This is a genomic window from Methylomarinum sp. Ch1-1, assembly GCF_030717995.2.
Lineage (GTDB): Bacteria > Pseudomonadota > Gammaproteobacteria > Methylococcales > Methylomonadaceae > Methylomarinum > Methylomarinum roseum.
Genome location: NZ_CP157743.1, coordinates 1,497,210 through 1,515,455, shown reverse-complemented (window position 1 = coordinate 1,515,455; position 18,246 = coordinate 1,497,210). Strand labels below are relative to the sequence as shown.

Genomic DNA, 18,246 nt, shown 5'->3' with positions numbered 1-18,246 from the left:
CACTTATAATGACTCACTACATACAAAAACTAGGGGAAACGACGCGCACCAGTTTTGCCAAGCTGGGCCGCGCGACCTATTTTCTGCTGCACTCGCTAAGCGGCATTGCCGCCATCTTGTTGCGCCCCGGCCTGCTGATCAAGCAAATGTATTCGGTCGGCGTGCTATCTTTCTTAATCATCACCATCTCCGGCCTGTTTGTCGGCATGGTGCTGGGTTTGCAGGGCTATTACACCCTATCCGACTTCGGCGCCGAAGAAACACTGGGCGTGATGGTCGCGGCGTCCTTAGTCAGGGAGCTGGGGCCTGTGGTCTCGGCCTTGCTGTTTGCCGGCCGCGCCGGCTCGGCATTGACTGCCGAAATCGGCCTGATGAAGGCGACCGAACAGCTTTCCGGCATGGAAATGATGGCGGTAGACCCGATCAAACGCATCATCACCCCTCGCTTAATGGCCGGTTTGCTGTCAATGCCATTGCTGGCCGCTATTTTCAGTTCGATCGGCGTGATCGGCGGACATATGGTCGGCGTCGGCATGCTCGGCGTCGATGACGGTTCTTATTGGTCGCAAATGCAGTCCTCGATCGATTTTTACGACGACATCGTCAACGGCGTCATCAAAAGTATAGTATTCGGCTTTGTGGTTTCCTGGATCGCCTTGTTTGAAGGCTACGACACCGTTCCGACCTCGGAAGGGGTCAGCCGAGCCACCACCCGAACCGTAGTCAATTCAGCCTTCAGCGTCTTGGGACTCGATTTCATTCTAACCGCACTCATGTTTGGAGATATTTAACATGCCGCACTCTCACACTCAGGATACATTAGTCGGACTTTTTGTCGCCTGTGGCATCGCCGGACTGTTTTACATGTCCCTGCAAATCAGCAATCTCGGTACTTACAGCAATAAGGAAAGCTACAAAGTCACGGCCCGTTTCGAAAATTCCGGCGGACTCAAGGTGAAATCCCCGGTCACCGTCGCCGGCGTCCGGGTGGGCCGCGTTTCGGCGATACGCTTTGACAAGCAAAACTACCAATCGGTCGTCGAGATGAGCATCGAATCGCAATACGACACCCTGCCTGAAGACACCACCGCCAGCATATACACGGCCGGCCTGCTGGGCGAGCAATACGTCAGCCTGGAGCCCGGCGGCTCATTAGACTTCTTGACCGCGAACAGCGAAATCGAACTGACGCAATCGGCGATCGTTCTGGAAGAAGTCATCGGTCAGTTCCTGTTTAAAGACAGAGATGTGGCGGAAGAATAGTGGCTAGACTCAATATCACCGAACAAACACCCGGCCAATTTGTTGTCGAAGGCGCGCTGACCTTTTCCAGTATCGACAAAAAAACAGTAAAATCCTTTAATTTTTTAAAGTCGGCCGAGCGAATCTGTATTGATTTACAAAAAGTCGAAACGACAGACAGCGCCGGACTGGCGTTGATGATTGAATGGATTAAGCAAAGTAAACTGTATAATACTGAACTTGCATTCAAAAACATTCCGCAACAATTGCTGGCGTTGGCCAAACTCAGCGGCTTCGACGCCAATGAATATTTAGCAGACGCGACCGACTAGGTGGCGCTGCGATTTACATTAATAACGGACCCCTATGGATAAACTATTGATTACCGGCGGCAAACGGCTCGATGGAGAATTAAGAATCTCCGGCGCCAAAAATGCCGCCTTGCCGATACTGGCAGCCACCCTGCTTTCGGAATACCCGGTCACGATCGGCAACATCCCGCATCTGCACGATATCACCACGACGATGGAACTGCTCGGTCAAATGGGCGTGCAACTAACCGTCGATGAAAAAATGAATATCGAGGTCGACTGCAGCACGATCAGAAAATACGAAGCGCCCTATGAACTGGTCAAGACCATGCGCGCCTCGATTTTGGTGCTGGGCCCGCTGTTAGCACGCTTTGGCGAAGCCAATGTATCGCTGCCGGGCGGTTGCGCGATCGGCACTCGTCCTGTGGACATCCACCTCGATGCGCTGGCCAAAATGGGCGCCGATATCCGCGTCGAGGCCGGTTATATACACGCCAAAGCCAAACGTCTGCAAGGCTGCCGATTGGTGCTGGACAAAATCACCGTGACCGGCACCGAGAATCTATTGATGGCGGCCACGCTGGCGCAAGGCAAGACCGTCATAGAAAACGCCGCCAAGGAGCCGGAAGTGACCGATCTGGCGCATTTCTTGAACAACATGGGCGCCAAGATCACCGGCATCGGCAGCGATGTCCTGGAAATAGAAGGTGTTGAAAGGCTGGGAGCGGAAAACCTTTACTACCGGATTTTGCCCGACCGTATTGAAACCGGCACTTACCTGGTCGCAGCGGCGATTAGCCGGGGCCGGGTCAAGCTGAAAAACACCAATCCGAACACACTGGATGCGATCCTGGACAAATTACGCGAGGCCGGGGCAAAAATCGAAACCGGCGAAGACTGGATAGAACTGGATATGGAAGGCCGCCGCCCGAAAGCCGTCAACATCAGAACGGCGCCGTATCCGGCCTTCCCGACCGATATGCAGGCCCAATTTACCGCCTTGAACGCAATCGCCGAAGGCGTTGGCATCATCACCGAAACGGTGTTTGAAAATCGTTTCATGCATGTCCAGGAAATGCAACGCATGGGCGCCGACATCAAGCTGGAATCGAACACCGCGATTTGTACCGGCATCGAACAATTAACCGCGGCGCCGGTCATGGCCACAGACCTGCGCGCCTCGGCCAGCCTGGTATTGGCCGGCCTGGTCGCCGACGGCGAAACCCTGGTCGACCGTATTTACCATATCGATCGTGGTTACGATCATATCGAAGAGAAACTTGCCCAATTAGGGGCCACCATACGCCGTATACCCCGATAGGTTTTAAAACAATGTTAACAATAGCAGTATCGAAAGGCCGCATTTATGAAGATGCGCTGCCCTTACTCGAAGAAGCCGGCATCACCCCCATCGACGATCCGAAAAAAAGCCGTAAATTGATCTTACGAACCAGCCGTGACGACGTACAACTGGTCATTATCAGAGCCACCGATGTGCCGACCTTCGTCGAATACGGCGCCGCCGACATGGGCATCGCCGGCAAGGATGTGTTGCTGGAACACGGCGCGGAAAATCTTTATGAACCGCTGGACCTGGGCATCGCCGCTTGCCGGTTGATGACCGCCACGCCGGTTGATGCAGCCGAGCTCAGCGGCAGAATCCGCGTGGCGACCAAATATGTCAAAACCGCGCAGCGTTACTTTGCCGATATAGGCGTACAGGCCGAAATCATCAAACTATACGGTTCGATGGAACTGGCGCCGCTGGTCGGCCTAGCCGACTGCATCGTCGATCTGGTCGACACCGGCAATACTCTGAAAGCCAACGGCTTGGAAGCGCGCGAACTGATTACCCATATCACGTCTAGGCTGGTCGTCAACAAGGCCGCGATGAAGATGAAGCACCAAGCGATACAATCGCTGCTCGACCAATTTGAAATCACCCTAGCCAAGAGGTAATACGATGACAATAATCAACATGACCCGGCTTGACAGCAACGCCGCCGATTTCTCCACCCAACTGAAAGCCAGACTGGCCTGGGATGCTAGCGAGGACCTCGAAATTCACCAGCGGGTCATGGCGATTATCGCCGACGTGCGCAACCTCGGCGATGACGCGGTGATCGAATACACCAACCGTTTCGATCAATGCCAGTTCAAAAAAGCCGCCGAACTGGAGCTGGACAAGGAAGTCTTACAACAGGCCTGGAACAGCCTGTCGGCGGAAAAAGCCGACGCCCTGCAGACCGCGGCCAACCGCATCCGCGCTTACGCAGAAGAACAAAAAATGCAGTCTTGGCAATATACCGAAGAAGATGGCACGATACTTGGCCAGCAGGTCACGCCGTTGGACAAAGCCGGACTCTATGTTCCCGGCGGGAAAGCCGCCTATCCGTCTTCGGTGTTGATGAATGCGATTCCGGCCAAGGTCGCCGGCGTCGGCGAATTGATCATGGTCGTGCCCACGCCGCAAGGCGAAAGCAATCCGATGGTGTTGGCGGCCGCCTATCTGGCCGGCGTGGACCGGGTATTTACCATCGGCGGCGCGCAAGCGGTCGCCGCGCTGGCTTATGGCACAAAAACCATCCCGGCCGTCGATAAAATCGTCGGTCCCGGCAATATCTATGTGGCCACCGCGAAAAAGCTGGTATATGGCCAGGTCGGCATCGACATGATCGCCGGCCCCTCGGAGATTCTGGTCATCTGCGATGGCGAAACCGACCCCAACTGGATTGCGATGGATCTGTTTTCGCAAGCCGAACATGACGAAAACGCCCAAGCGATTTTGATCGCCGAACAGGACGAGTTCCTGGACCAAGTCGAACAAAGCATCAACAAATTACTGCCGGAGATGGAGCGGGCCGAGATCATCAAGACCTCGCTAACCACCCGTGGCGCTTTCATCAAGGTCAAGGATCTCGATAAAGCCGCCGAGGTCGCCAACCTGATTGCGCCCGAACACCTGGAACTATCGGTCGCAGACCCGGAGAGCCTGTGCCGCAAAATCCGCAATGCCGGCGCCATCTTCATGGGCCGATACACCGCCGAAGCCTTGGGCGATTATTGCGCCGGCCCCAACCATGTATTGCCGACTTCGAGCACCGCCCGTTATTCATCGCCGTTAGGCGTTTATGATTTCCAGAAGCGCTCCAGCCTGATTAACTGCTCGGCCGCCGGCGCCGACAGACTCGCCCGGACCGCATCCGTTCTTGCCCGCGGCGAAAGCCTGACGGCCCATGCCCGTTCGGCGGAATACCGGATCAAATAAACAGTTTTGCAAGCACACTAACGGAGTTAATCGCAGAACACGCAAGCTTCCGAGACCGTGAAGTTTATCGATGCGGAACAATTCACCCTGAAGGGCATGAAGATTAAATGCGCTGTTTTCTTCGCGCGCTTCATGCCGTCAGCGTTTTTCGCAGCATTAAGCCATTTCATAGTCTCTTGCTAGACTCGAACCGCGCTCGCAACCAAGCTGAATAATCATTTAATGTAATTATTCAGCGTATTTTTATCAGAGGGAGTAGGCTATTGATTTATCGGGCTGTCTGCAACAGGACGTTGCAGTCAGAGCTTACATGGAAGTATTCACGCGTCCCGAGAAATCAATGGTCTACTCCCTAAACCCTGAAAGATACTGAATAGTTACCATTTAATAACCTAATCATCCTCTATCCCATTGCCGATGTCAGAGAATTTAAGCCGCACCGTTTTTCGTAACGAAGTATTAGCCATGTCTGCCTATAAAGTGGCCGACGCCAAGAACCTGATCAAACTTGACGCCATGGAAAATCCTTATAACTGGCCGGAACACGTCATCGACCAATGGTTACAGACGATCAAATCCTGCCCGATTAACCGCTACCCTGACCCGCAAGCCAAAAAACTAGCTGCGACGCTGAAAAAGGTCAATCAGATTCCGCAAGATTCAGACATGCTGCTGGGCAACGGTTCCGACGAGATCATTCAGATACTATTGATGGCGTTAACGCCCGGCGCGACGGTAATGGCGCCGGAACCGGGATTCGTCATGTACAAGCAGATCGCACAAAGCCTAGGGCTCAACTATCAAGGCGTTCCCTTGCATACCGATGATTTTGCCTTGGATCTGTCGGCAATGCTGAAGATGATCGAACAACATCAGCCTGCGGTAATTTTTCTCGCTTACCCCAACAATCCGACCGGCAATTTATTTGCCGCCGAAGACATACGGCAAATACTCGACAGCGCACCCGGCTTGGTCGTTATCGACGAAGCTTATGCGCCGTTCACCGACGCCAGCTTCATCGATAAATTAGCGCAATACCCTAATCTGCTGGTCATGCGGACGCTGTCCAAACTGGGCCTGGCCGGCCTGCGCTTAGGATTTCTAGCCGGCGCTCCCGAACTGATCGAGCAACTGCATAAAATACGCCTACCCTATAACATCAACAGCCTGACGCAGATGACGGCGGAATTCGCCCTAAATAACATTGAGTTTCTCCAACAGCAAACAAACACGATCTGTCAGCAACGCAGCCAGGTTTTCGAACAATTAAATGCATTACAAGGCATCAAGGCCTTGCCGAGCTCGGCGAATTTCATCTTGTTCAAAACCGAAAACAAACCGGCCGACGCGATCTTTCATTCGCTACAGCAACAAGGCATTTTAATCAAAAACCTGTCGCCCCAGGGGGGGGCCTTAAGCAATTGCCTCAGAGTCACGATAGGTAAGGAAGAGGAAAATCGTGCGTTTATCGAAGCGTTGACCAGCACCTTGAATGCAGCGGATTGAGGCCACTGACAAGGGCTGAAACACTAATAACAGCTTCAATAAATATAAACAGTAAGGTATATTGTTGGAATTATTATAATTGATGCAGTTCACACGGCATCATATACGAACCAGGAGCGTTACACATGAATAACAAAGGCGTCGATAAATCAAAACGCCAGTTTCTGACCTCGGCTTTGTCCGTGGTTGGCGCAGTCGGTACAGGTTATCTCGCTGTCCCTTTCCTTTCGCAAATGCAACCCAGCGCTAAAGCCATGGCGGCCGGCGCACCGGTAGAAGTCGATATCAGCAAGATGGAGTCGGGGCAGTTGATCAGAGTCGCATGGCGCGGCAAACCGGTCTGGATACTGAAAAGAACACCGCAGGTACTGGAAACGCTATCGACCTTGGATGATCAACTGGCCGACCCGCTGTCCAATGAATCCAATCAGCCTGAATCCAGCAAAAATCCGTTGCGCTCGATTAAACCGGAAATTTTTGTCGCCATCGGGCTGTGTACGCATTTAGGGTGTTCACCGACTTTCCGCCCCGAAATCGCGCCGCCGGATTTAGGAGACAACTGGAAAGGCGGCTTCTTCTGCCCTTGCCACGGTTCCTGGTTTGACTTGGCGGGCCGAGTCTATCGAGGCGTTCCGGCGCCCACCAACTTGGACATTCCGCCTTATCGGTATGTGACCGATGAGCTTATCATCATTGGCGAAGAGAGCGAGGAGGCTAGCGCATGAAGCAAAGAATAAACGAGTCCACCGCCTGGGTGTCCGACCGCTTCCCACTCAGAAAGCTGTGGGATGAGCACATGGCGCAATATTATGCGCCGAAGAATTTCAATATCTGGTATTTTTTCGGGTCACTGGCCCTGTTTGTGCTGGTCAACCAGTTCATCACCGGCATTTTTCTGACCATGAACTACAAACCGGACGCCAAGCTGGCATTCGATTCGGTCGAATACATCATGCGTGATATTAACTGGGGCTGGCTGGTTCGATACATGCATTCGACCGGCGCCTCGGCGTTCTTCATCATCGTCTATCTGCATATGTTCAGAGGCCTGTTGTACGGTTCATTCAAACAGCCGCGGGAACTGATCTGGATCTTCGGCATGCTGATTTTCGTCTGCCTGATGGCCGAAGCCTTCATGGGCTATTTATTGCCTTGGGGGCAAATGTCCTATTGGGGCGCCCAGGTGATCATTTCGCTGTTCAGCGCCATCCCTGTGATTGGCGACGACCTGTCATTATGGATACGCGGCGATTATGTCATTTCCGACGCCACGCTGAACCGTTTCTTCGCCTTCCATGTCATCGCGGTACCGTTGGTCTTGTTGATTCTGGTCTTCCTGCATATCGTCGCATTGCATGAGGTCGGCTCCAACAACCCAGACGGCATCGAAATAAAAGAGTCCAAGGACCCTTATGGCGTTCCGGTTGACGGCATCCCTTTTCATCCCTACTACACCGTCAAGGACATCGTCGGCGTCGGCGTTTTTATGTTCTTTTTTGCCACCGTCATTTTCTACATGCCGGAAATGGGCGGTTATTTTCTGGAACACGCCAACTTCATCCCCGCCGACCCTCTGAAGACCCCCGAGCATATCGCTCCGGTCTGGTATTTCACCCCTTTCTACGCGATCCTGCGCGCCGTGCCCGACAAATTTGCCGGCGTTATCGCCATGGGCGGCGCCATCGTCGTGCTATTCCTACTGCCTTGGCTGGACCGCAGCAAGGTCAAGTCGATTCGTTACCGCGGCGGCATCTATAAAAAAGCGCTGCTGTTGTTCGTTGTCAGTTTCATCGGCCTAGGTTATCTGGGCACCCAACCGGCGACGCCGACGGCAACGACGATCGCCAGGGTCCTGACCGCCATTTATTTTGGTTTCTTTTTGTTAATGCCTTTATATACTCGCTGGGAAAAAAGCAAACCGCTACCCACCCGACTGACCGACCAACCGTCTCTGGAAGACCGTATTCCGGCGATGATTGAGACGTTTGATGAGATAACGATTAAAACTCCGGTGACAACCGCGTCCGGAAAGCAAGTTGTTAAAAGAAGGCCGAATCCGTCAGGCATTTCCCGCGTACTGATTCGATTTGCAAAAAAACTAAAAGAAAGCCTTGATTAAACCATGAAAAAGCTCATTTATATTTTGTTATTTATCATGCCTTTTAGCGTTGCTGCCAGTGGCGCGGGTGTTGAACTGGAAGAGGCCGACATCGATCTGTCCGATACCGCTTCGCTGGAACGTGGTGCGCAACATTTCGTCACCTATTGCCTAGGCTGTCATTCCGCCAAGCATATGCGCTATAAACGTATCGCGTTGGACCTTAACCTCGATGAGAAAGAGGTGCTGAAAGAAATCACGCCTTATGGCGCCAACATCTATGACCAGATGCATAGCGCGATGAACGCGCATGACGCCACCAAGTGGTTCGGCACCAATCCTCCGGACCTATCGTTGATCGCCCGTTCTCGTGGCGCAGACTGGCTTTATAGCTATCTGAAAGGGTTTTATACCGATGACAGTAAACCGTTGGGCGTCAATAACATCGTATTCGAAGATGTCGGCATGCCTAATGTGTTATGGCAGTTGCAAGGCGAGCAAGTCCCCGTCATCAAACAAGTCGACGGTCAAGAGGTGGTCACCAAGCTGGTTTTGAATGAACCCGGTCAACTGTCGCCGGATGAATTCGACCGCATGGTCAACGACTTAGTCAACTTTCTGGTTTATGTCGGCGAACCGGTGCAGATGGAAAGAAAAGCCATGGGCAAATATGTGCTGTTTTTCATCCTGATGTTCACCATTGTCGCCTATTTACTGAAAAGGGAATACTGGAAGGATATACACTAACCCCCTTAAGACGAAAGGCGCGCGGCAAACTCCTACTGTCCCGCCCTTTCGTCCGCCACCGAAGCCCTTCCCTTTAAGCCTATCGCTTGACTGCCCGCTGCCGAAGAGCAAGCTCCACTTCAGCCCTTGCCCCCAATCCAGAAATTCCCACTTTGGCGTTCAAAAAGGGCATGGGGTGTGTTTGGCGTGGATGTCGGCAGCAAGGATGCTGCCGTCAAGCCCCCAGGGATGGGTTTACGGCGCTCCTCGACAGACACACCCCATGCCCTAAACCCCGCAAAAATACTCAAATTGGGAATTGCTGCCAGGGATGGGTTTACCCAGCACCTAAATTCCATGGTTACTGGACTATATTTTACATTCCAGGATAATTTAGGTGCTGGGTGAACGGCGCTCCTCGACAGACACACCCCATGCCCTAAACCCTGCAAAAATACTCAAACTGGGAATTGCTGCCCCCAATCGGCCCTCGCCAAAAAAATAAATATCCATGCTATAATGCCGCTATTTATTATCCCAATTTTATTGAAAGAGGGTATTCTACGTGGCCAACATTACCACCCGAAAATCTGTAATGACTCTTTTTACCTCGCCGACCTGCGCAATGAGTCATTGCGCCCGGCTAGTTCTGCGCGAAAAGGGGGTTACCGCGGATATAGAGTATTTTGACCCCAACGAACCACCGGAAGATCTACTGGAACTTAATCCCAACGGCACCTCGCCAACGTTGATAGAACGAGATCTGGTGCTATATGATTCCCGCATCATCATGGAATATCTGGATGAACGTTTTCCGCATCCTCCGCTGCATCAGATGGACCCCGTGTCCCGCGCCAGCGCCAGGATGCTGATTAAACGCATCGATCAGGACTGGTATCAGCTATTGGATGAAATCCTCAATTCCGGGGAAAAGAAGTCGGCTCGCGCCAAAAAGATGTTGCGGGAAAGTTTGTTGGCGGCAGCCCCTGTGTTTGAATCTCACCCTTATTTCATGAGCGACGAATATTCACTGATCGATTGCGCGATGGCTCCGTTGTTATGGCGCTTACCGAGTCTCGGCATCGATATCGCCAGTCTTGGCAAAGGTATCACCGCCTATGCCAATCGCCTGTTTTCAAGGAAAGCTTTTCAAGAAAGCCTGAGCCCTCAGGAAAAAGAAATGGCCGCGCAAAACAAATGACTTCATTAAAGCCCTATTTGATCCGCTCCATCTATGAATGGATCATTGATAACAGTCTGACGCCGCATCTATTGGTCGATGCTACCGACACCGATGCGCTGCTGCCTGAAGATTTTATCGAGGATGGCAAAATCGTGCTGAACATCAGGCCGGAAGCGATTCAGGGACTAACGCTGGGCAATGAACAGATCGAGTTTAATGCCCGCTTTGCCGGCCAACCGATGCACATAGCTACGCCTGTCAGGGCAGTATTGGCCATCTATGCCAAGGAAAATGGCAAGGGCATGATCTTCGACCAAGACGAGCATGACGACGATACACCGCCGACGCCTCCAGACAAAAAGCCACCCAGCAAGCCGAAATTGAGAGTCGTCAAATAATGTTACGACGGCCGCATGCACTGCGGCCGAATTTTATGCTGCGGACAATTCTACTTTTTATCGGGCGTATACAAAGACGCCACATTGCTTTTATTAGCCGCCGCGCCATCGGCTGAAACGATTTTTGCGCTCCCTCGCCGCTTTACCTGATCGATTCTGATCACCTCATGCATCGGTATAAACGAACGCCGAACCTCTGCAAATTCGTTGCGTAACTTATCTTCTGAAGGATCGACGACAATCGAAGATTTCTCGCCGAACAGAAAATCCTCAATAATCACAAAACCATACATCTCGCCCTGATAAACGCTTTTGGCATATACCTCATAAATTTGATCCCTGTTTAAGAAGACTATCTTATAGATGTGTTTTTCTGACATTCTGCTTCAAATCCGCTAAAAATAAGCGCTTATTTTAACCTGATTCGACTGCACCCGCCTGCTTCTGAGCGTTCTGCACCAAGTTTGAGCGCATTAAGACTCCCGTCTAAGCCAGCCTTGCGGTAAAAATCGCCCGAATGGGCGCCGGATAGCCTTCACAGGTCAGCGCCGGATTGTCCGGATCGAGAAAGTTCTTTAAGGAATGGAACGGCATCCATTCGGTGCTGCGCTGCTCTGCCAACGACGTTTTGCAAACATCCACCAGACGTATATCGGCAAAACCGCAACGCTGCATCCAACCAATCAACGTGTCGCTGCTAGGCAAGAACCAAACATTGCGCATCCTGGCATAACGCTCCTGCGGCACCAGCACTTCGCCCTGTTTTCCTTCGATGATCAGCGTCTCCAACACCAGCTCACCACCTGGACGCAGACAAGCCTTCAAATCCAACAGATGATCGATCGGCGAACGGCGGTGATAGAGCACGCCCATCGAAAACACGGTATCGAAAACATTGCTGCCATTCGGCACCGCCTCGATGCCGAATGGCAGCACAAAAATCGGTGCGTCGCCATACAATTTTCTAATGGCATGAAACTGGATCACGTTCAACAAGGCCGGATCGATGCCCACCACCATGCTGGCGCCGGCGCCAAGCATGCGCCAGCAATGATAACCATTACCACAACCGACATCCAGAACCATACGTCCTTGCAATGGCGCAATATGGTTGCGCAAGCGCTCCCACTTCCAGTCCGACCGCCATTCGGTATCGATCTCTATGCCATAGACTTGATAAGGGCCCTTGCGCCACGGACACAACGCCTTCAATTGCGCCTCCAGCTGCAGACGCTGCTCATCGCTGATATCGTCGGCCCGCCCTATCCTGACATCATCGACCAACTCGCGACTGCTGGGCGAGAGCCGAGGCATTTGCTCCACAAGGCTACGCCATTGCCGTAAGGTGCCATGCGCCTTACTGGAGAGGGCCCGCTTAATCTGCTGCGGCAAATTCTCGACCCATTGCTCGGCGCCGGCCGCGCTCAACGCCTGATATAAAGGTTGATAGTCCATGTTTATTTCAACGCGATAATCGAAGCAAAATTAAAATACTGAAACCAGACCTCGGCGCTGCTAAAGCCGACACTCATTAAGCGTTGCTGGTGCCGAACAAAGGTCTCTGCAATTAGCACATTTTCCAGCGCCGAACGTTTCTGACTGATTTCCAAATCGCTATACCCCTGAGCCTTCTTGAACTCATGATGCATATCGGTTTGCAATGCTTGCTGACGCGGATCGCTGAAACGCAATTTTTCCGACAGAATCAGAATGCCGCCCGGCAACAAGCCTTGATAGATCTTGTTGAGAAAAGCTTTACGATCGGCAACGGGAATAAATTGCAGGGTAAAATTCAACACCACGACTGAAGCCTTGTTAATCTCGATATCGCGGATATCGGCGCAGTTGACATCGACGGCAACCTCGCCGCTATCTTGCAACAAATTCTTTCTGAACTGTTCGATCATGGCTTCCGAATTATCAACAGCAATGATTCGGCAATCTTCGGCTTGAATATGATGCCGCATCGATAAGGTCGCCGCCCCTAATGAACAGCCCAGATCGTAACAAAAGCTGCGGTCTTGGCAGAAACGTCCGGCTAGCAGGCCGATCGCCGAAATAATGGCGCTATAACCCGGCACCGAACGTCGGATCATGTCGGGAAAGACATGCGCGACTTTTTCGTCAAACTTAAATGCGCCGACCTCGCCTATCGGCTCGGCATAAATAGAATCTTTATTGGGATACATACAAAAGACAGGGTACCGCCCAGCAGAACGATGGGCGGTAAAGCGGAATCAGGAGGTCTCTTTGCTCGCTAAGGCTTCGACATTGCGTTTAACGAGTCGATCGATGACGGCTTGTAGAGAACCGCTGCGTTTGACCTCATTTTTAAAACTGGTGCGATAGTTGGTTACCAGACTCACGCCTTCGATAATGATGTCATAGACTTTCCATTGCCCCTTCATGTGCAACATCCGATAATCCACAGCGATCGGTTGGATTCCCGGCTGCAATATTTCGGTCTTGACTATCACCTTACGGTCCCCACTTTCCATGTTCAACGGCAAAAATCGCACCGACCAATCTTTGAATTCAACAAAGGCGCGGGAATAGGTTCTAACCAACAAGGTCTGGAATTCTTTTTTAAATTCCTTCTTTTCTTCGCTGGAAGCTTTGCGCCACAGTTTGCCCAAGACCAAGGCCGAAATACGATTAAAATCGACATGTGGGTAAATGGCATCCTCGACGAAAACGGTGATTTTTTCAAAATCCTGAGTAAAGGACGGATCCTGCAACCTATCCTTTAATTTATTCGATGCATTTTGAATCGCCATCTGCGGCGCCGATAAATCGGCTGCCTTGGCGCTGGAAATCGCCAAAAACACCCCTAAGACAGCGAATAGAAAAACACCTGGGTACTGCTTCATTCTCATAAGAAACTCCAAAAAAAAATCAGTATCATGCACTCCATTTTCAAACATTAAGCATGATATAATAACGCCAGAATTCAGGCTTACCGACTCAATACTAGTGGAGCCAGATGAATCGCCCCCCAATACCTAATTCAATGCACTCCTGGCAGAGTTCGGCTATCATTACAGCAATTCCCACTTTGGCGTTCAAAAAGGGCATGGGATGTGTTTGGCGAGGATGTCGGCAGCAAGGATGCTGCCGACAAGCCCCCAGGGATGGGTTTACGGCGCTCCTCGACAGACACACCCCATGCCCTAAACCCCGCAAAAATACTCAAACTGGGAATTGCTGCTATCATTAAATTTTGACCGATGATTCAACCATAATGTTATGAAAATATGACACATAATACCACCATTTTCCCACAGACACGCATGAGAAGAATGCGTTATCAAAAATTTTCTCGTCGCCTGATGCGCGAAAACCTGCTATCCGTTGATGATTTAATCTATCCTGTCTTTGTCATCGAAGGACAAAACAAAACCGAAACCGTTCCTTCGATGCCCGGCATCGAACGCAAAACGATCGATCTATTGCTGCAAGAAGCCGAGCAGTTACTCGGTCTAGGCATCCCGGCCGTCGCGCTTTTCCCGGTCACCGACAGCGACAAGAAAACCGCCGACGCCGCCGAGGCTTATAACCCGGAAGCGTTGGCCCAGCGATGCGTCAGGGCCTTGAAGCAACGCTTTCCTGAATTGGGCGTCATTACCGATGTCGCGCTGGACCCGTTTACTTCACATGGCCAAGACGGCCTGCTCGATACCGACGGCTATGTGCTCAATGATGAGACCGTTGAGGTGCTCTGCAAACAAGCGCTTTCCCACGCCGAAGCCGGCGCCGATATCGTCGCGCCCTCCGACATGATGGACGGCCGCATCGGCGCGATCCGCAACAGCCTGGAAAAAAATCGGCACATCAACACCCGCATACTGGCTTATGCGGCCAAGTATGCTTCCAGTTTTTACGGTCCGTTCCGCGATGCGGTCGGTTCCGCCGCTAATCTCGGCGCCGCCAATAAATACAGCTATCAAATGGATCCGGCCAATTCCGATGAAGCGCTACGTGAAATTCAATTAGATCTACAAGAAGGCGCCGATATGATCATGATCAAGCCCGGCATGCCTTATCTCGACATCATACGTCGAACAAAAGACCGCTTCGGCGCGCCTACCTTCGCCTATCAGGTGAGCGGAGAATATGCCATGCTGAAAGCCGCGGCGCTAAACGGCTGGCTTGACGAAAAACAGGTCGCCATGGAGTCTTTATTGGCTTTCAAACGGGCCGGCGCCGACGCAATCCTGACGTATTTTGCAAAATCGGCGGCGCAGTGGCTACAAGAACAATAGGCTAGGTCCTTACTTAAAAACCATAATAACAATTACTGAGGCTCCCCATGGCAGAAAACGAATTTATCAGTGAAAAACGAAAATTCCAGATCGAAGAAGCCATTTTAATCCTGTTGCTGCTGTTGTCCGTCGTCGGCATCGGCATCACCGACTATTCATCGCATGACGGTTTCACCTACTGGCTGTTCATGGTGATGATATTCGGCTTGTTTGCCATCCTGATTGCCTGGCTGCAATCGAAAAAACATGACATGTTGGATTTCACCAAGATCCTCAAAGAACAGTTCATGCACTGGACAGCCTCGCTGTTGGTCGTCGGCGGCGCGTTTTTACTGCAAAAGTCGGAACAGCTCAATGAGACCAATGCCAGTCTAGTCATACTCTTGATCCTGTCGTTGGCGGCGATATTGGACGGCATACGGATCGGTTGGCGTTTCAGTTTTGTCGGGTTGTTCCTCGGCATATCGGCCATCGTCATGGCTTATTTCGACAATTTCATGTGGCTGGAAGTCTTTATCGCCATCGCCATCGTGGCCATCACCATCCTATGGGAAATATGGATAACCAAACGGGCAAAAAATGAAGAATATTGACCAATACGCAGTCTTCGGGCAGCCCATCAAACACAGTAAATCACCGCGAATCCACCGCTTGTTTGCCGAACAAACCGGCGAAAACATTGAATACACGGCTCGAGAAGTGCCTGCCGATACATTCGACGAGGCGGTCGACCAGTTCTTTGCCGCCGGCGGCAAGGGGTTGAACTGCACCGTCCCCTTAAAGGAACTGGCTTGGCGAAGAGCGGAGCGACTGACCGAGCGAGCCCGTCTCAGCAAGGCGGTCAACACCCTGGCGCAGCAAGAAGATGGTTCGCTATTGGGCGACAATACCGATGGCATAGGCCTGGTCACCGATTTGACCCGCAATCACGGCATCACGTTGACCGACGCTCGGGTGCTGATTCTTGGAGCCGGCGGCGCCAGTCGCGGAATTATCGGCCCGATTTTGGAATGCAAACCCAGCCGTTTGCTGATTGCCAACCGCACTGTCGCCAAAGCCGAACAGCTGACTGAGGATTTTGCCGATATCGGCAAAATCTCTGCCTGTGGATTCGATCATCTGCCGGGACAACAGTTCGACCTGATCCTGAATGCGACTTCAGCCAGCCTGAGCAACCAATTGCCGCCCTTGCCGGAGCGCCTGTTGGCTGAGAACGGCTGCTGTTATGACTTGGCCTACGCCAATGAAGCGACCGCCTTCGTGCGCTGGGGGCAATTGCAAAACGCCGGGCATAGCCTCGATGGCCTGGGGATGTTGGTTGAACAGGCCGCCGAAGCGTTTTATCTATGGCGCGGTATCCGCCCGGAAACCCGGCCGGTCATAGCGCTGCTGAATGCAGAACGGCATCCCGCTTAACGCTGCTCAGGGATGTTTCAGGGCAACGGCCGTTAGTTAGACAGACCTGTTAAGCGAGCAACTGAGCGCTCTGTAAGCACATCATTTCGGCAAATTATTAGCCATATCCTACATATTCAATCCTGCTCGTCCGTCTTTAGATAAAACAACTCGGACTGATTGAACGCCGATGTTGCATTAATCAGCTTATTCAGGCGACACGGAAGTTCGCGTCCCGTTTTGTTAATCGTGACAAAATCGCCAGCGTGAAATCCGGCGGCGCTGTAAATCAAGCTATCGGCCTGCTTTAAGGCTTGCAGGCCAGGCAAAAATATCGCTTTGGTTTGTTTCGGTTGTCTCCCGCTAGCGAACATCGAGACCACATCATTGGCGACTCCTATCAACTCGACACCGACATTAAGCCGGTTTCCGGTCAGCCTGCGAACCCATCTGACGACCGCCAGCTCCAGTCTTTTACCTTCCTCGGCAATCACCGCGAACAACTCTCCGACTCTGACCTTGGCCTGCTCTGCCTCAACGACGAGACCATAGCCGGTAGCGCTGCTGTTTAGCACGGTAAAGTCGTCGACGACAACCAAGGCGTCGCTTTCATCCGGCTCATCCCTATCCCAAACCTTAATTTTCGACGCCACCCCGCCACTCGCCGCTAAAATTTTTTGCATCCGTTCATCACCGCCAAATTTCCTCTTTAAATTCGTACTGACATGATAAATCTGTTCCTCTTCTTCATTAACGAGGGCCAATTTCGAAGCTTCTTCGGCGCTAATCCGGTTTTGCACGCTTTTGTCTCTTCCCTGCTCCTGCAGCAAATAGTCCCTGATATTGGCAAACCCAATGATGCCTCTGGACTGGCGTCCATCCTCGACCCGCTTGAATCGGCGAGACTGCGCCTGACCCAGTGTCTTGACCAAACGCACGATCAGCGCCTTGCTCACGTTCCTAAACAAGCCGGATTGACCGCCCCCTTGCTGAATCTGCCGATATATCATTTTAGCCACGCCGGACGGCATGAAGAATCGGCAGGCAGACGTTGATGCTCTCTCGGGCAATTTAGCTAAACCGAGCGGGGCACGGTCTTTGCTTAAATCAATGGCGTAGATGCCTTTAAACTGGCCGCCATTAAATTGTTCGCTAATCGGCATAGCCGTGACGAACGGACCTAAAAATCGATACAACTGATGTATCTGTCGAGAGCTAAATTGTTGAAGATCAGACAAATGGAGCACCATCATCAATTGGAAAAGTTGCCTTATCGTGGCCTTTTCCATATCTTCCGAGTGAAGCGTCATGTCCAGCAAGCCCGCATTTTCAGCTGCGGCATAGAGCCGATAAACGCTTAACCAAAAACCGTCTGCCGGCTCATAATAAAGCGCCGAAACATGCAAATAGTTGCGGCTCAAACAATGCAATGCTCGGTAAATCAAGAATGCGATTGTTTTTGTTTCATTCTCTTTAGCGGCCTGCTGAAAGCCTTGCGCCAAAGCGCTATAACTCCAGACCAGCCATTCCACGCATCGTTGCTTGCGCTCCGATAACGGCAAAGAGGCATCTAAATAGATGGACTCGACTCTGCTCTCATACAGTTTCAGATAGACATCGAGCGTTTCCAATAAGCGCAGGCGCAATTCACTCGGCAATTCGGACTGATTCAAGCGCCACACTATCCCGCATAGTTTTTCGCCAGCACCTTCCAACTCGATGTTAACCAGCCGCTGCAAGTAATCTTTTAGCGCCCCCTCTTCCCAATCGCACGGCATTTCAAAAGTAGTCTTTGCCGGCGCCGACAAGAATCTGACATTCCTCATGTTGTTTTTTCGCTCCTTAACTTGACCTTGA

The 18,246-nt window shown here is 51.8% G+C and carries 20 protein-coding genes; 15 read left to right on the top strand and 5 right to left on the bottom strand.

The annotated features are described in order from the left end of the window. The first annotated feature begins 8 nt into the window (after positions 1 to 8). The 12 genes from mlaE to Q9L42_RS07310 all read left to right on the top strand — a co-directional run bounded on the left by mlaE (position 9) and on the right by Q9L42_RS07310 (position 10,732). The gene (gene mlaE / locus Q9L42_RS07365; protein ID WP_305909081.1) at positions 9 to 791 is read left to right on the top strand and encodes a lipid asymmetry maintenance ABC transporter permease subunit MlaE; all 783 of its coding nucleotides are present in this window, start codon (positions 9 to 11) and stop codon (positions 789 to 791) included. Position 792: 1 nt separating this feature from the next. Beyond that, complete coding sequence (gene mlaD, locus Q9L42_RS07360) at positions 793 to 1,263, top strand: outer membrane lipid asymmetry maintenance protein MlaD (protein ID WP_305909082.1); 471 nt, start codon at positions 793 to 795, stop codon at positions 1,261 to 1,263. Continuing rightward, entirely contained in the window at positions 1,263 to 1,574 is a 312-nt protein-coding gene (locus Q9L42_RS07355) for an STAS domain-containing protein (RefSeq protein ID WP_305909083.1), read from the top strand. The genes mlaD and Q9L42_RS07355 overlap by 1 nt, the downstream gene beginning before the upstream one ends. Before the next feature lie 34 nt (positions 1,575 to 1,608). After that, positions 1,609 to 2,874 carry a UDP-N-acetylglucosamine 1-carboxyvinyltransferase gene (murA, locus tag Q9L42_RS07350; protein ID WP_305909084.1) on the top strand — a complete coding sequence of 422 codons (1,266 nt, stop codon included), beginning with the start codon at positions 1,609 to 1,611 and terminating at the stop codon, positions 2,872 to 2,874. 11 nt (positions 2,875 to 2,885) lie between these two features. Further along, positions 2,886 to 3,512: an ATP phosphoribosyltransferase gene (gene hisG, locus Q9L42_RS07345; protein WP_349432469.1), complete on the top strand. Its 627-nt coding sequence runs from the start codon at positions 2,886 to 2,888 to the stop codon at positions 3,510 to 3,512. 4 nt (positions 3,513 to 3,516) lie between these two features. After that, positions 3,517 to 4,821 carry a histidinol dehydrogenase gene (gene hisD / locus Q9L42_RS07340; protein WP_349432467.1) on the top strand — a complete coding sequence of 435 codons (1,305 nt, stop codon included), beginning with the start codon at positions 3,517 to 3,519 and terminating at the stop codon, positions 4,819 to 4,821. A gap of 417 nt (positions 4,822 to 5,238) precedes the next feature. Further along, positions 5,239 to 6,327 (top strand): histidinol-phosphate transaminase, encoded by a 1,089-nt coding sequence (gene hisC, locus Q9L42_RS07335; protein ID WP_349432465.1) that lies wholly within the window; start codon positions 5,239 to 5,241, stop codon positions 6,325 to 6,327. 125 nt (positions 6,328 to 6,452) lie between these two features. Next, positions 6,453 to 7,052 (top strand): ubiquinol-cytochrome c reductase iron-sulfur subunit, encoded by a 600-nt coding sequence (petA, locus tag Q9L42_RS07330; RefSeq protein WP_305909085.1) that lies wholly within the window; start codon positions 6,453 to 6,455, stop codon positions 7,050 to 7,052. Next, entirely contained in the window at positions 7,049 to 8,446 is a 1,398-nt protein-coding gene (locus Q9L42_RS07325; RefSeq protein WP_305909086.1) for a cytochrome b, read from the top strand. The genes petA and Q9L42_RS07325 overlap by 4 nt, the downstream gene beginning before the upstream one ends. A 3-nt stretch (positions 8,447 to 8,449) precedes the next feature. Continuing rightward, entirely contained in the window at positions 8,450 to 9,172 is a 723-nt protein-coding gene (locus tag Q9L42_RS07320) for a cytochrome c1 (protein ID WP_305909087.1), read from the top strand. 574 nt (positions 9,173 to 9,746) lie between these two features. Then, positions 9,747 to 10,352, top strand: coding sequence for a glutathione S-transferase N-terminal domain-containing protein (locus Q9L42_RS07315; protein WP_305909088.1), 606 nt, complete (start codon positions 9,747 to 9,749; stop codon positions 10,350 to 10,352). Continuing rightward, positions 10,349 to 10,732: a ClpXP protease specificity-enhancing factor gene (locus tag Q9L42_RS07310; protein WP_305909089.1), complete on the top strand. Its 384-nt coding sequence runs from the start codon at positions 10,349 to 10,351 to the stop codon at positions 10,730 to 10,732. The genes Q9L42_RS07315 and Q9L42_RS07310 overlap by 4 nt, the downstream gene beginning before the upstream one ends. Positions 10,733 to 10,782: 50 nt before the next feature. Here Q9L42_RS07310 and Q9L42_RS07305 read toward each other — a convergent pair whose 3' ends face one another. The 4 genes from Q9L42_RS07305 to Q9L42_RS07290 all read right to left on the bottom strand — a co-directional run bounded on the left by Q9L42_RS07305 (position 10,783) and on the right by Q9L42_RS07290 (position 13,608). Next, on the bottom strand, positions 10,783 to 11,112 hold the full coding sequence (locus Q9L42_RS07305) for a DUF1820 family protein (protein ID WP_305909090.1): 330 nt from the start codon (positions 11,110 to 11,112) through the stop codon (positions 10,783 to 10,785). Positions 11,113 to 11,218: 106 nt separating this feature from the next. Continuing rightward, the gene (cmoB, locus tag Q9L42_RS07300) at positions 11,219 to 12,187 is read right to left on the bottom strand and encodes a tRNA 5-methoxyuridine(34)/uridine 5-oxyacetic acid(34) synthase CmoB (RefSeq protein WP_305909091.1); all 969 of its coding nucleotides are present in this window, start codon (positions 12,185 to 12,187) and stop codon (positions 11,219 to 11,221) included. 2 nt (positions 12,188 to 12,189) lie between these two features. After that, the gene (gene cmoA / locus Q9L42_RS07295; RefSeq protein ID WP_305909092.1) at positions 12,190 to 12,921 is read right to left on the bottom strand and encodes a carboxy-S-adenosyl-L-methionine synthase CmoA; all 732 of its coding nucleotides are present in this window, start codon (positions 12,919 to 12,921) and stop codon (positions 12,190 to 12,192) included. Between the two features lie 48 nt (positions 12,922 to 12,969). Beyond that, a complete protein-coding gene (locus tag Q9L42_RS07290; protein WP_305909093.1) occupies positions 12,970 to 13,608 on the bottom strand; it encodes an MlaC/ttg2D family ABC transporter substrate-binding protein in 639 nt (212 codons plus the stop codon). Positions 13,609 to 13,986: 378 nt separating this feature from the next. Here Q9L42_RS07290 and hemB point away from each other — a divergent pair, with 378 nt between their 5' ends. The 3 genes from hemB to aroE are packed head-to-tail and all read left to right on the top strand — an operon-like array spanning position 13,987 to position 16,410. Next, entirely contained in the window at positions 13,987 to 14,994 is a 1,008-nt protein-coding gene (hemB, locus tag Q9L42_RS07285; protein WP_305909094.1) for a porphobilinogen synthase, read from the top strand. 47 nt (positions 14,995 to 15,041) lie between these two features. After that, positions 15,042 to 15,587 carry a hypothetical protein gene (locus tag Q9L42_RS07280; protein ID WP_305909095.1) on the top strand — a complete coding sequence of 182 codons (546 nt, stop codon included), beginning with the start codon at positions 15,042 to 15,044 and terminating at the stop codon, positions 15,585 to 15,587. Further along, positions 15,574 to 16,410: a shikimate dehydrogenase gene (gene aroE, locus Q9L42_RS07275; protein WP_305909096.1), complete on the top strand. Its 837-nt coding sequence runs from the start codon at positions 15,574 to 15,576 to the stop codon at positions 16,408 to 16,410. The genes Q9L42_RS07280 and aroE overlap by 14 nt, the downstream gene beginning before the upstream one ends. Positions 16,411 to 16,526: 116 nt before the next feature. Here the strand turns inward: aroE and Q9L42_RS07270 are convergent, their stop codons facing one another. Further along, positions 16,527 to 18,215 (bottom strand): hypothetical protein, encoded by a 1,689-nt coding sequence (locus tag Q9L42_RS07270; protein ID WP_305909097.1) that lies wholly within the window; start codon positions 18,213 to 18,215, stop codon positions 16,527 to 16,529. Positions 18,216 to 18,246 lie beyond the last annotated feature (31 nt).